The following is a 14,034-nucleotide window of genomic DNA, read 5'->3' on the forward strand; positions in this document are numbered from 1 at the left end:
TTCCTTGTTAAAATAGCACATATATAGGCAAATAGGGTGGTGTTTTTGGAGAGGTATTGACGGTATGTTTGTATCGAATTAGTTGTTCACCTAAAAAGAGAAATTATGAAAACATTAAAAAGAATCTGCTACATTTTTACAGCTATAGTACTGAGTATTCCTTCATTGGTCATGGCGAATTCCGGGATCATTTTAGCTCCTGTTGGGAAGAAAATGCATTTCCAGATAGAGGAGATCACCGGCGAGACAAAAATTGATTTCATCAATAATGCAGGTAAAGTATTGTATTCTGAAAGATTAGTGGATGTAAAGCACTACGCTAAGAAGTTTGACATGACCCACCTTGTAGAAGGGGCATATTATGTAAGGGTAGAAGATGTGTCCAAGTTAAAGACCTATTCCCTTCTATTGGAAAACGATAAGCTGAGTATTATTACAGTTGATGAAAAAGTAAAACCGTTTTTCTGGAAAAAAGGGAAAAAACTGTACGTAAATCTATTGAACCTGGAAAGTGCAGAAGTAGAGATCAAAGTTATTGACAGTAATAACAGGATACTTTTCGTTGAACGGATAGACAGCTCCCAGGTTGTGGAAAAAGCGATCAATTTTGAAAAGGCTTACGATGATCTTTATACGGTGATTGTCACAGTAGAAGGAGATACATTTTCTGAAAATGTTGTCATCAAATAATAGTTGAGTTGAGTTTAGTTTAGTTTGGAAGGAGGGGCCGGGAGGCCCCTTTTTTATTGCCCCCTACCCAGGTTTGTACGGAATCGCTGGGGCAGGGATTCATTGCTAAGCGCCCACTGCAGGTGTTTTTTGTTTTTGTCCCTGTCGTAAATTAGTCGGTAACATTGCTCAACGGTCAAAAGGTTTCCGGACCTTCGCTCCAATTTCAGGGTATCCCCAGCCTGTACAAGACCTTTCTCCAAAACGCGAACATAAGTGCCGGGTCTGTTTCGGTTAATAAAGGCATTTATGATTTCCTGGTCCTTAAAGCGGTACCCGAGTTTAAAGCAGGGTTCCCTGGGTTGGGTTACTTCAACCAGGGAGTCGCCTACGCGGTACTGGTCCCCAATACGTATTTCTGATTCTTTCATCCCGGAAACTGTAAGATTTTCACCAAACATTCCCCAGTTCCAGTTCAGCAAAGGATATAATGGTTTCCAGAACGCATACTCTTCGGCACTGAATAAGTAGCAAGCTTTATATGCTCCCCCATGAACTTTAGGGCTGCCAATGGTATCTCCGCTCACAGCTTCCGTATCCAGGTAAATGGGATCTTTGGTCGGGATTTTATAGATCCCGGTTTTATGTTCTTTGCCCTCCCAGAAGAAGGTAGCAGGTTCTGCAATATTGGTAGCGAGCACTTTCATAAGCCAAAGATAATCAAATGAACAGGTAAGTATAGGCCCAATACATAAGAAGGAATTGCAGGGGAATGCGGAGCAGCAGTAACCATTTAGGAAAGCCTGCGGCAGCCTTCTTACTCGTCAGCATATGGATATGGACCAACAGAAAGATTGCGAGCATGAGAATGATACCGTAAACCGCGTAATTCAGCGTAGCGGGAAAACATAAGCCGAATCCGAGTATGATCTCTGCCAGTCCGCTCAGGTAAACTAAAGCGGTAGCCCGAGGTAAATACCGGGGCATAATACGGAGATAGGTTTTAGGGAATACAAAATGCATGATCCCGGCAATGATAAACATGCCGGCCATCAGGTAGAGGTGCCAGGGAAAGTTCATTTTCTAAAAATATAAAAAGGCCGCCTTGCAGGGCGACCTTTTTTAAAAAATATGGAATTCACCTTATTTGATCATATCATAACTGCGGTTGATAAAATCTGTAAGGGCTTCTCCTTTCAATAAACCTTTAGACAGGCGCGCAAGGTCTAATGACTGGCTGATAAGCCGCTCGCGCTTCTTCGCTGTCTTGGTATTCAGGATGTCACTGACCAGTGGATGGTTTGTATTGACCACCAGGTTGTACATTTCCGGCATATTACCCATGCCGAACATTCCGCCACCACCGGTTTGTTGCATCTCTTTCATCCTTCTCATGAATTCGGGTTCTGTAATGACAAAGGGTGCAGCATCAGAATCCATGGACTCTAACTGTATAGTATATCCCTTGTCCGTGACAACTTCTTCCATTGCTGATTTCAGTTTCTCTTTTTCTTCATCAGACAGCTTGGAGATCTGGGCATCTTCTTTTTTGATGAGGTTGTCAACATGATCGGCATCGACACGCGCAAATGAAAGCTTTTCATTAGAAGTCTCCAGCTTCTGTACGAGGTGGGGGACAATTGGAGAGTCTAACAGCAATACTTCATATCCTTTTGCCTTAGCCGCTTTGATGTAACTGTGCTGTGCTTCTTTGTCTGAAGCGTAAAGCACCACTAATTTGTCGTCTTTATCGGTTTGCTTCCCCTGTATTTTCTCTTTCAGTTCTTCCAGCGTAAAATATTGCCCATCTACCGTAGGGTAAAGTGCAAATTTATCAGCTTTGTCATAGAACTTGTCCTCGGAAAGCATCCCGTATTCGATCACGATTTTGATATCGTTCCATTTCTTTTCAAAATCTTCCCTGTTGTCCTTGAAGAGTGAAGTAAGCTTATCCGCGACCTTCCTGGTAATATAAGAAGAGATCTTTTTAACCGCGCCGTCGGCCTGCAGGTAAGACCTGGAAACATTCAGTGGAATATCCGGCGAATCAATCACACCGCGAAGCATGGTCAGGAATTCAGGAACGATTCCTTCCACATTATCCGTAACAAAGACCTGGTTCTGGTATAATTGGATTCGGTCTTTCTGAATGTTCAGATCGTTGGTAAGTTTAGGGAAATACAGAATACCTGTTAAGTTAAAAGGGTAATCCACATTAAGGTGTATATGGAAAAGCGGTTCTTCAAACTGCATAGGGTAGAGCTCACGGTAGAACTCTTTATAATCCCCTTCTTCCAGGTCGACCGGTTTTTTTGTCCAGGCCGGTTCGGGGTTATTGATAATGTTATCAACTTCTTTGGTAGGAGCTTCCTCTTCTTCTTTAGCCCCTTCGGGTTTTGGTAGGGTCTCTGTGCGAGTACCGAATTTGATCGGTATAGGCATAAACTTATTGTACTTGCTTAGAAGTTCGGCTATACGACCTTCTTCGAGGAATTCGGTTGAGTCTTCTGCGATGTGCAGGATAATCTCTGTCCCGTGCTCATTTCGCTCTGCTTCTTCCATGCTGAATTCCGGGGAGCCGTCGCATACCCAGTGAACTGCAGGTTCATCCTTAAAGCTCTTAGTTATGATCTCAACCTTTGATGCTACCATAAAGGCGGAATAAAATCCAAGTCCGAAATGCCCGATGATACCGGAATCCTTGGCAGAATCCTTGTACTTGTCCAGGAACTCTTCGGCCCCGGAAAAGGCTACTTCATTGATGTATTTTTTAACCTCGTCCGCGGTCATCCCGATACCCTGGTCCAGGATATGGAGCTTTTTACCTTCCTTATCAATACGGACCTCGATCATCGGGTTGCCGTATTCTACCGAGGCCTCGCCGATGGTAGTTAGGTGTTTAAGTTTGAGGGTAGCGTCTGTAGCGTTGGAAATCAGTTCCCTCAGGAAAATTTCGTGATCGCTGTAGAGAAATTTCTTGATCAGCGGAAATATGTTCTCGACCGATACATTAATCTTACCTGTTGCCATTGTATTCGTTAAATTTTATTAGTACGCTAGAGGAATGTCAAAAAAAGTACCAGCCCTTGAAAAAGTGACAAACTGACACTTAGAATTAAGTTTAACAATTATTTATGTTTAAATATACATTATAATTGATAAACAAAATATATATTTGTATCGAGGTTAATAATTTATGTTGTTAGTCTACAGCTCAAAAAGGCTAGCAGCGTAAGGCTTAATTAAATGGTTTGGTTATTTAGATAAACGTGTCTTCCCCCCGGAAGGCACGTTTTGTTTTGGCATATAATTAACAGCAATTATGTCAAGTATATTGTATTTTTACTTCAACAAAAAATATTCAGATGACAGCAAAGGCAAGCAGCGCAAAAACCACCCCGGATGCCATTATTTCACATTATATGACTCATGTCCTTGAACAGGGTGAAAGCCCGGTATCGGTTTATAAGTTTTGTAAAGAACACCAGATCAAAGAGGAGGAATTTTACAATCATTTTGGTTCGTTCCAAGGATTGGAAAAAGCAATATGGAATACCTTTTTCAGTAAGACCGATGCGTTGCTCAGGAAGAATAAGGAGTATAATGCCTATGACAAGCGCGAAAAACTACTGACGTTCTACTATACCTTCTTTGAAATGTTAAGCCTGAACAGGAGTTATGTCTTGCTGGCCCTTGACGGGAAGAAGGAGCGTCTCAAGACCATGAAACAACTTTCTGGTTTGAGGGTGCATATAAGGGAGTTTGGAAAAATGCTGGTGGAAGAAAGCAACTCAGAAAAACGTTATCAGATATCCAGGTTATCCCCCGGGTTTGTTGCCGAAGGTGTCTGGGTGCAATTCTTATTCCTGTTAAAATTCTGGATGGATGACAATTCTCCCGGTTTTGAAAGAACAGACGTGGCTATAGAAAAGTCCGTCAACACCGTATTTGAACTTTTTGACAACGCTCCCTTTGACAGTATAATTGATTTTGGCAAGTTCCTTTACGGGGAACGTATGTCTTAACCGCTCTCTTAAAAGCATATATGCAAACACTAGATAAAATCCCTACCGGGAAAATTGAACGTGCCGGAAAGCTGGTGAAAACCGGGGCTAAGATCGGGGGAAACTACATAAAATATTACGGCAAGAAATTGGTTCAACCAGACCTTGGAAGGGATGAACTGGACCAGGATAATGCGGGAGATATCTATGACGGGCTGAAAAGCCTGAAGGGCAGTGCCTTAAAAGTAGCACAGATGTTAAGTATGGATAAGAACCTCTTGCCCAGGGCTTACGTAGAGAAATTTTCTTTAGCGCAATTCTCGGTACCCCCTCTGTCTGCTCCTCTTGTGAGAAAGACCTTCTTCAAGTATTTTGGCAAATATCCCGAGGACCTCTTTGACGATTTTAATTCTTCTGCCATTAATGCAGCCAGCATTGGCCAGGTGCACAAGGCACAGAAAGATGGTAAGTCGCTCGCAGTAAAAATTCAATATCCTGGCGTGGCTGCCAGTATCAAGAGCGACCTGGCCCTGGTAAAACCCATCGCTATCCGCATGTTTAACCTGGAGGGTAAGGATACCGATAAATATTTCGGGGAGGTGGAAGAGAAACTTGAGGAAGAAACCAATTATATGCTGGAGCTGAAACAGAGCCGTGAGATCACGGAAGCTTGTGCGGTTCTGCCGGGTATAGACTTTCCGCAATATTACCCCGAACTATCCAGTGATCGGATACTGACCATGGATTGGATGCATGGAAAGCACCTCAGTGAATATACATCGACTGATTTTGACCGGGAAGAAGCCCGGCAAATTGGACAATCCCTCTGGGATTTCTATATGTTCCAGATGCATGGGTTACGCAGGGTGCATGCAGACCCACATCCCGGCAATTTCCTCGTAAGCGAGCAGGGCAGGCTTATTGCCATAGATTTTGGATGTGTCAAGGAGATACCGGGTTCCTTCTATGTGCCTTATTTTGAATTAGCCAAAAAAGAGACCTTGGCAGATGATAAGCTATTTACCGAAAAATTGTTTGAACTGGAGATCTTAATGGATTCTGACAGTTCGGAGGAACGTATATTCTTTAAGAGCCTATTCAAGGAAATGCTCAGTTTATTTACTTCTCCCTTTAACGAAGCATATTTTGATTTTGGGGATGAGGTCTTCTGGGAACGAATTGCCAGCCTGAGTACGCGTTTATCCAAGGGGGACGAGATCAGGAATTTAAATTCTAACCGCGGATCTAAACACTTTCTATATATCAACAGAACTTTCTTTGGTCTTTATAATATGCTCTATGACCTGAAGGCCAGGGTAGAAGTGGATCGCTTCAGGAAATACATGGATTAAACTTCTTGTAACAGCAGCTAGTTTTCAATAGATTTTTGTCTATTTTAGATAAATTTGCGCCCTCCGCTCACGGTAGTGCCGTTCCGGATAAAACTAAACTGAATATGTACAACAGCAAGATAAAAGGACTTGGATATTATGTCCCAGACAATGTCGTGACTAACGATGACCTGTCTAAACTAATGGATACCAATGATGCCTGGATACAGGAACGCACCGGTATACAAGAACGGAGACACGTGGTCAAAGGTGAAGATACCACCACCAGCATGGGAGTAAAAGCCGCCCGGATCGCCATAGAGAGAGCCGGGATTAATAAAGATGAAATTGATTTCATAGTTTTTGCAACCCTGAGCCCTGATTATTATTTCCCTGGGCCGGGTGTCCTGGTCCAGAGAGATCTCGGTCTTCCTACGGTAGGAGCTATCGATGTGCGTAACCAATGTTCCGGTTTTATCTACGGATTATCCGTAGCCGACCAATTTGTTAAAACCGGGATGTACAAAAATGTCCTGGTGATCGGTTCCGAATTGCACTCGCACGGACTGGATATGACCACCAGGGGCAGGGGAGTGTCCGTTATTTTTGGAGACGGTGCCGGTGCTGCGGTTATAAGTCGTGAAGAAGATAATAGTAAAGGAATCCTTTCCACGCACTTGCATTCCGAAGGGCAGCATGCCGAAGAGCTTTCATTGTTAGCTCCCGGCATGGGTAGCCGATGGGTGACAGACATTATTGAAGAGAATGATCCTAATGATGAGTCGTATTACCCATATATGAATGGGCAGTTTGTCTTTAAGAATGCGGTAGTCCGTTTCAGTGAAGTTATCGTTGAAGGCTTGCAGAAAAATGGGCTCAAGAAAGAAGATATCGATCTGCTTGTACCTCACCAGGCTAACCTGAGGATTTCCCAGTTTATACAAAAGAAATTTGGTTTGAGTGATGACCAGGTATTTAATAACATCATGAAATACGGGAATACCACAGCAGCTTCCATCCCGATAGCGCTGACCGAGGCCTGGGAGAAAGGAAAGATCAAGGAGGGTGACCTCGTTGTCCTGGCGGCCTTTGGTAGTGGGTTTACCTGGGGAAGCGCCATTATCAGGTGGTAACTTAAAATTAACTTATACTGAGAACCCTGTTCTAATCGAACAGGGTTTCTTATTTATTCTTCAGACCAGCTTAAAGGATGCCTCCGCTGCTTTGCTTCGTATTGTCATCTCGCTGCTTACGTTGGCTCTGCCTGTTCTTTCCGCTCCCGAAACGATAGGAAAGTCCGGCGAATACATTCTGGCTTTCCCAGTTAAACTGCCCGTTCTGGGCATAGGGTCGCTGCCCGTCAAATGCAAATCTCATGGTGTTGAATACGTCATTAAAATTCAGGCTGACGGTCCCTTTTCCATCCGCAAAACTATAGCGAGCCCCAGTATTGATAAAATACATGGGTTCTACCAGGAATTGCAGGTTCTGGTTTTGGCCCCGGTAAAAGCCGAAGAGTTGAAGGGTCAATTTTTTGGTAACACTGAAACTCTGGTTGAGCCTGAGGTTCCAGGCGGTGTTCTCTACATTCACATCTTCTGTGCGTATATCATCTTCTGTTATTGGGGGGTCGGAATTATCCAACACCTCCGTGATTCCGCGCTGGGTCTGGTTGTAGAGGTCAAAACTGCCATTGATGCTCCACCATTTTAAAGGCTTGTAATTTGTGCTGAGTTCAAAACCATAAGCTGAGGTGTTCTGGAAATTATCATAGGTCAGGATAAGTTTTGTGAGGTCTAGCCGGTCTACATATACGGCCCTGTTGATCTCGTCCTGTATACTACGGTAGAAGACCCCTGTGGTAAAACTTCCTTTTTCCATCCTGTGGGTATAATTCACTTCATACGAATCTGTGAACTGTGGTTCCAAGGAAGGATTTCCAAAACCTGAGATCAGCGGGGTTGCCCATTCCCTGATGGGGTTTACCTGCCCGAGCCCGGGCCGGTCCACGCGGCGGCTGTAACTTGCCTGTAACTGGTCTTTCTCACCCGGGGAATAGGTGAGGAATGCCGAAGGATAAAACTGGAAGTATTCGTCCGTAAATGCTCTGACCTGGTTGGTATCGGCCTTTACAGTCACATCTTCTACCCTGACACCTGCCTGGTAGGACCATTTTTCGTAAGTTTTTCCAAAGGTGACATAGGCCGAGTAGATATCCATGCCGTAGGTGAACTCGGTATCCGGAGTTGGTGCAAGGTTCCCGCTTGAATTGAAAGTCTGACCGGTAGATCGGTATCCTACATTGGTTTCAAAACTTCTGAGCTCCAGCCCGGTCTCTATTTTGGTAATAGAATCCAGTGGATTTACATAATCTAGATTAACAATGGTTTGGGTCCGATCCGTGTTGACGAAATCTTCATAATCCGCAATCGAAGAATTGCCGCTGAATTGGAAAATAGCATCTTCGTCATCTTTGAAGCGATTATAGTCGGCTTCCAGTTCCAGGTTATGACCTTCGTCGTTAAAATCCCATTTGTAATCAAAGTTATATTGAGCACTATTGTTATCGTTTCGATTCAGGAAATCCTGCCGGTTACGTAGGCCCGGATTGTTCTCTACGGTTATTTCCGTAATGCCTAGCCCTTTGCCGTCAAAGGTATTCTGGTTGGTAAAGAAGGAGATGGTATGATGGTCATCCATGTAAAAGTCCATACCTATCTTATAAAGGTGTGATTTGTTATTGTTTAGAAAATCAAAGTCCTGTAACAACCGTTCTTCTTCGCGAAGGACAAAGCCATTATTCACATATTTCCCGATATTGGTACCGTAGCTGCCGTAGAGGTTTACTTTCCCATTCCGGTAATTCAGGTCCAGAGAGCTATTGAATTTAGCCTCTATCCCAACCGTTAGACCCGTACTGAAGTTGCCGTTAAAACCGATGTTGACGTTCTTGTGCAACACTATATTGATAATGCCACTCATGCCCTCGGGGTTGTATTTTGCCGATGGGTTGGTGATCAATTCAATAGACTTGATCGATGTAGAGGGAATCTGCCGAAGTAATTGGGCCACAGGCACATTGGATAGTTTGCCATCAACCATGACCCGTACATTAGAGTTACCCCGCAATGTGAGCTCTCCGGTCTGCTGGTCCAGGTTTACCGACGGAATATTGTTCATGATGTCTGAGGCTGTCGCTCCAGCAGTGGTAAGGTCTTTCCCGACATTGACCACTTTGCGGTCTATACGCTGTTCAATGGTTGAGCGTTCTGCGACCACATCTACGCCGGAGAGTTCTTCCGCATATTCTTCCAGTCGGATCAGGCCGAGATCCTTATTTCGTTCAGACCGACTGATCCGGACCTGGTCGGTGTAAGTCGTGTACCCGATAAATTGAATATGTATAGAGAATTCCCCTTCAGGAAGGTTATTGATCATAAAAGTACCGTCTTCCTGGGTAATTCCACCGGTAACCGTAGCCTGCTCCGGTATGGATTTAATAACGACTGCAGCATAAGGAATGGGCTCGCCGGTTGCGGCGTCTACCACTGTTCCACTGACAGTGCCAATCTTTTCCACGGGGTCTGTCGGGGCCCCATAGACGGCGTTGAATAATACGATCGCGAAGATCGTTCCTAGTAGTGTTTTCATGAGGTTCGCTGATGATTGATTGATGATTGATGATACTTAATTGACGCGTGTTCTTCAGTTTTGTTACATCCCCGGGTATAAATTTATTGGACTTAAGCTCTTGTATTCATGGGTATTACGGTGATACAGACGGATGATATCGGGAAAAAGGAAAAAAGAAAGTTGATAAAGAACCTGTTTAAAAAATAAAACCCCGATGTTTCCACCGGGGTTTCTTCCATCAGGCTGTCACACTAAACACTAACCATTAACTATCAAAAATATGACTGCCCTGACGAAATAGGTTAACCTTAATATATTAGACGCGATATGGTTGAAATCGTTGCAACACTTAACACACTTTAACAGAGAATGATGGATCAGAAGAATACACTTGTTTTCGGGGCTTCTACCAAGCCGGCCAGGTATAGTAATATTGCCATCCGCAGGCTTGTGGAGAAAGGGATAAAAGTATCTGCCTTTGGATTGCGCGAGGGTACTGTAGCCGGGGTTCCTATACAGACCAGCCTGGATGGTATTTCCGGGACGCATACGGTCACCCTCTATATGAATCCCACCCGGCAGCAAGCCTATTACGAGGATATAGTAGGCCTAAACCCGGAAAGGGTCATTTTTAACCCAGGGACAGAGAACCCGGAATTTTACCGCGTACTAAAGCAAAGTGGTATAGAAGTAGAAGTGGCTTGTACCCTGGTGCTGTTATCTATGTCCCAGTATTGATGTACTTTCCTTATCCTTGATAAGATATAATCCCAGGTATGTGATCAACCCATTGATCGGCAGTAGTTCATAGCCAAATACATAGCCGCCAAGTTGTGCTGCGGGGATATTGGCAATTCCCATGATGAGCAATACCGACACCAGAGCCACGACCCAGACATAACGGTCTTTAATGGCATGACGCGTAAAGATGCCGAAGGTAAATAAGCCCAATAATGGGCCGTAGGTATAGGTGGCCACGGTGAGAAGACCATCAATCACGTTTCGATCCAAGACATATTTAAAGAGGATAACAACGGCGATCAGCAATATGCTCATTCCAAGGTGGGTGGTTTTGCGGATGCGCTTGCGCTTCGTCTCAGCTTTCTTCTGAATTCCCAGGAAATCAACACAGTAAGAGGTGGTTAATGAGGTCAGGGCGCTGTCTGCGCTGCTATATGCAGCGGCAATTAACCCAAGCATAAAAGTAATGGCTACGACTATTCCTAAGCCGCTGTTCAGGGCGATCTCCGGGAAAAGAAGGTCTGCTTTAGGAGTGCCATCCATAAGTGGAAGACCTATCCCGAATTTAGCCGAATAAATAAAAAGCAATGCCCCTAAGAGCAGGAACATCAGATTTACAGCCACGAGGACGATACTGAAGGTAACCATGTTGGTCTGTGCCTCCCCCAGGTTCCTGCAGGTGAGATTTTTCTGCATCATATCCTGGTCCAGGCCTGTCATGCAAATTGTTATAAAAGCTCCACCCAGGAATGATTTCAGCAGGTTATTCCGATCCATCAGGCTATCTGTAAAAAAGACCTGGCTGTAATCCTGTAATTCTGAAGATCCCAGGAATTGTCCAAAACTCCAGTCCAGTTTATCCAGGATGAAGTAGATAGACAAGCCTACAGATACCAGCATAAACAGGGTTTGCAGGGTATCGGTCCAGACAATGGTCTTAATCCCTCCCCTGAAAGTATAGATCCATATCAGGGCTACAGAGAATACCACGGTAAGTTCAAATGGAAATCCAAAAGCATCAAAGACAAACTGTTGCAGAACGATGGCTACCAGGAATAGCCTGAAAGCAGCTCCCAGTACGCGGGATATAAAAAAGGAAAGGGCGCCAACCTTATAACTGTAAAACCCAAAACGCTGTTCCAGGTATTCGTAGATAGAAGTTACATTGAGTCGGTAATAAAGGGGCAATAGGATATAGGCCACCACGAAGTAACCCGCAAGGTATCCCAGGACAACCTGCATATAGCTGAATTCCGAGCTTTGTACCCACCCGGGTACAGAGATGAAGGTGACTCCGGATAGGGACGCTCCTATCATCCCGAAAGCCACGATATACCAAGGCGATTGTTTGCCGGCCTTAAAGAAATCCTCGTTAGAATCATTCTTCCCGGTGAAATAGGATATCAGTAATAAAAGAAGGAAATATGCGCCTATTAACAGCAGGATATGCGAAGCGGTCATGGAAATTAATTTCGGACGCAAAGTACGAAAACTTAAAACATTATGTAATTTTGCTTTTATGGAATTTTCGTCCAAATTACTGGAAAACGCAGTGCGGGAAATGTCCCAATTGCCTGGTATTGGTAAGCGTACAGCCTTAAGACTTGTGCTGCACCTGCTGAAGCAACCCGAGAGTCAGACCAGGCAGCTGACCGCTGCACTGAACTCGCTGAAGGAAGAAGTGAAATTCTGTCGTAATTGTCACAATATTTCTGATGTTGCCTTGTGCGAGATCTGTGCTAGTCCAAAGCGTGAAAAAGAACTGGTATGCGTGGTAGAGGATATCCGTGATGTCATGGCCATAGAAAATACTTCTCAATACAAAGGACTGTACCATGTGCTGGGGGGCAAGATATCTCCTATGGAGGGAGTAGGACCACAGGATCTTACCATCCAGTCTCTCGTGGAAAAGGTTAAACAGGGAGAAATTACCGAATTGATCTTTGCCTTAAGTTCTACCATGGAAGGGGACACCACCAATTTTTATATGTACAAGCAATTAGAAGGGTTGGAGGTAAAAATGTCGACGATTGCCCGCGGGATAGCCGTAGGCGACGAATTGGAATATGCCGATGAGGTGACTCTGGGGCGGAGTATCCTGAACCGGATTCCGTTTGAGGGTTCACTGAAGTCGGGCTAGAAAAATGAGCAGGATTAAGGAATTCCAAGAATAGCCTTGATTTTTTATTATTTTTGCAAAAATTAATTTAAAAACTGTACCTGAACTAACAATATGTCAAAATTCGAATTAAAGTTACCGCAGATGGGTGAAAGTGTTGCAGAAGCAACCTTAACTTCTTGGCTTAAGGAAGTAGGAGATACCATCGACATGGATGAGGCTGTTTTTGAAATCGCCACGGACAAGGTAGATTCTGAAGTACCCAGTGAAGTAGAGGGTATTCTCAAGGAAAAACTATTTGAAATTGACGATGTGATCAAAGTAGGCCAGACCGTCGCGATCATTGAGGTAGAAGGAGAAGCCGCTGAATCTAATGGGCAGGAGAAAGCAGAAGCAACCGAATCTGCCCCTGAGGAGGCAGAGGCTATTGAGGAGGAGATCAAAACCACCCGGGAATCGGTAAGTACCGCAGCGCCTGATTATGGCGATAGCGATCGGTTTTATTCACCCCTGGTGAAAAATATAGCCAAAGAAGAAGGGATCAGCTTGGCGGAGCTGGACCAGATCACTGGTAGTGGTAAAGAAGGGAGGGTGACTAAGAATGACATCCTTTCTTATATTGAAAACAGGCAGCCCGGGAAGCCCGCTAAAGCACAGGGGGAACAAGCCCAGGCAGCTCCGGCACCCGCAGCACGGAAAGAAGCATCACCAGCCGCAGCACAGGCTGCGCCGGTGAAGGCCCAGGCCGGTGATGAAGTGATACCAATGAGCAGGATGGGGAAACTGATCGCGCAGCATATGGCTAATAGCGTATCTACCTCTGCCCATGTTCAGAGTTTTATAGAAGTAGATGTTACCAAAGTGGTGCAGTGGAGGAATAAACACAAAGTATCATTTGAGAAACGCGAAGGGGAGAAGCTTACTTTTACGCCTATCTTCATCGAAGCTGTGGCAAAAGCCCTGAAAAAACACCCCATGATCAATATTTCATTGGATGGTGACTCCGTGATCAAAAAGAAGAACATCAATATTGGGATGGCAGCGGCCTTGCCCGATGGTAACCTGATTGTTCCGGTGATTAAGAATGCAGACCAGCTGAACCTGGTAGGTATGGCGAAGGTGGTTAATGATCTTGCAAACAGGTCTAGAACCAATAACCTGAAACCGGATGAGATAAAGGACGGAACCTATACCGTGACAAATGTAGGTACCTTTGGCAGTGTGTTTGGCACTCCGATCATTAACCAGCCACAGGTAGGGATACTGGCACTGGGGGCTATCAGGAAGGTTCCGGCGGTCATAGAGACCGAGGATGGTGACTTTATCGGAATCAGGCATAAGATGTTCCTTTCGCATAGTTACGATCACCGCGTGGTTAACGGAGCATTGGGAGGCATGTTTATAAAGACCATAGCCGACTTCCTGGAGGATTGGGATCCGGACCGGGAAATATAAAATACCAATTTGAGGAGCCGCGTTGAGAACGCGGCTCTTTTTTTTACAAACTGACAAAAAATTCCGGCGAGGGAACCTACCC

12 protein-coding genes are annotated in these 14,034 nt (G+C 44.6%); 7 read left to right on the forward strand and 5 right to left on the reverse strand.

Annotated elements, in window-relative coordinates; translation table 11 throughout:
• Positions 1 to 105: 105 nt before the first annotated feature.
• Positions 106 to 690 carry a hypothetical protein gene (locus PP178_RS09990; protein ID WP_272594200.1) on the forward strand — a complete coding sequence of 195 codons (585 nt, stop codon included), beginning with the start codon at positions 106 to 108 and terminating at the stop codon, positions 688 to 690.
• A 53-nt stretch (positions 691 to 743) separates the two neighbouring features.
• Here PP178_RS09990 and PP178_RS09995 read toward each other — a convergent pair whose 3' ends face one another.
• The 3 genes from PP178_RS09995 to htpG all read right to left on the reverse strand — a co-directional run bounded on the left by PP178_RS09995 (position 744) and on the right by htpG (position 3,699).
• The gene (locus tag PP178_RS09995; protein ID WP_272594201.1) at positions 744 to 1,376 is read right to left on the reverse strand and encodes an MOSC domain-containing protein; all 633 of its coding nucleotides are present in this window, start codon (positions 1,374 to 1,376) and stop codon (positions 744 to 746) included.
• Between the two features lie 13 nt (positions 1,377 to 1,389).
• Positions 1,390 to 1,749, reverse strand: a complete 360-nt coding sequence (locus PP178_RS10000; RefSeq protein WP_272594202.1) for a DoxX family protein — start codon at positions 1,747 to 1,749, stop codon at positions 1,390 to 1,392.
• A gap of 63 nt (positions 1,750 to 1,812) precedes the next feature.
• Positions 1,813 to 3,699 carry a molecular chaperone HtpG gene (gene htpG, locus PP178_RS10005; RefSeq protein ID WP_272594203.1) on the reverse strand — a complete coding sequence of 629 codons (1,887 nt, stop codon included), beginning with the start codon at positions 3,697 to 3,699 and terminating at the stop codon, positions 1,813 to 1,815.
• A gap of 335 nt (positions 3,700 to 4,034) precedes the next feature.
• Here htpG and PP178_RS10010 point away from each other — a divergent pair, with 335 nt between their 5' ends.
• The 3 genes from PP178_RS10010 to PP178_RS10020 all read left to right on the forward strand — a co-directional run bounded on the left by PP178_RS10010 (position 4,035) and on the right by PP178_RS10020 (position 7,137).
• Positions 4,035 to 4,694: a TetR/AcrR family transcriptional regulator gene (locus PP178_RS10010; protein WP_272594204.1), complete on the forward strand. Its 660-nt coding sequence runs from the start codon at positions 4,035 to 4,037 to the stop codon at positions 4,692 to 4,694.
• Between the two features lie 20 nt (positions 4,695 to 4,714).
• Positions 4,715 to 6,025 carry an ABC1 kinase family protein gene (locus PP178_RS10015; RefSeq protein WP_272594205.1) on the forward strand — a complete coding sequence of 437 codons (1,311 nt, stop codon included), beginning with the start codon at positions 4,715 to 4,717 and terminating at the stop codon, positions 6,023 to 6,025.
• A 104-nt stretch (positions 6,026 to 6,129) separates the two neighbouring features.
• Positions 6,130 to 7,137 carry a 3-oxoacyl-ACP synthase III family protein gene (locus tag PP178_RS10020; RefSeq protein ID WP_272594206.1) on the forward strand — a complete coding sequence of 336 codons (1,008 nt, stop codon included), beginning with the start codon at positions 6,130 to 6,132 and terminating at the stop codon, positions 7,135 to 7,137.
• A 70-nt stretch (positions 7,138 to 7,207) separates the two neighbouring features.
• Here the strand turns inward: PP178_RS10020 and PP178_RS10025 are convergent, their stop codons facing one another.
• Positions 7,208 to 9,655 (reverse strand): outer membrane beta-barrel family protein, encoded by a 2,448-nt coding sequence (locus tag PP178_RS10025; protein WP_272594207.1) that lies wholly within the window; start codon positions 9,653 to 9,655, stop codon positions 7,208 to 7,210.
• A 351-nt stretch (positions 9,656 to 10,006) separates the two neighbouring features.
• Between PP178_RS10025 and PP178_RS10030 the strand changes: the two genes are divergently transcribed.
• A complete protein-coding gene (locus PP178_RS10030) occupies positions 10,007 to 10,375 on the forward strand; it encodes a CoA-binding protein (RefSeq protein WP_272594208.1) in 369 nt (122 codons plus the stop codon).
• On the opposite strand, the gene PP178_RS10035 is transcribed toward PP178_RS10030, so the two are convergent.
• The gene (locus PP178_RS10035) at positions 10,355 to 11,839 is read right to left on the reverse strand and encodes a sodium:solute symporter (protein WP_272594209.1); all 1,485 of its coding nucleotides are present in this window, start codon (positions 11,837 to 11,839) and stop codon (positions 10,355 to 10,357) included. The genes PP178_RS10030 and PP178_RS10035 overlap by 21 nt on opposite strands.
• Before the next feature lie 58 nt (positions 11,840 to 11,897).
• Here PP178_RS10035 and recR point away from each other — a divergent pair, with 58 nt between their 5' ends.
• Positions 11,898 to 12,518 carry a recombination mediator RecR gene (recR, locus tag PP178_RS10040; protein ID WP_272594210.1) on the forward strand — a complete coding sequence of 207 codons (621 nt, stop codon included), beginning with the start codon at positions 11,898 to 11,900 and terminating at the stop codon, positions 12,516 to 12,518.
• 93 nt (positions 12,519 to 12,611) lie between these two features.
• Positions 12,612 to 13,952, forward strand: coding sequence for a dihydrolipoamide acetyltransferase family protein (locus PP178_RS10045; RefSeq protein ID WP_272594211.1), 1,341 nt, complete (start codon positions 12,612 to 12,614; stop codon positions 13,950 to 13,952).
• The last annotated feature ends 82 nt before the right edge of the window (positions 13,953 to 14,034 follow it).

The sequence above is a fragment of the Zeaxanthinibacter sp. PT1 genome (assembly GCF_028464225.1).
GTDB lineage: Bacteria > Bacteroidota > Bacteroidia > Flavobacteriales > Flavobacteriaceae > Zeaxanthinibacter.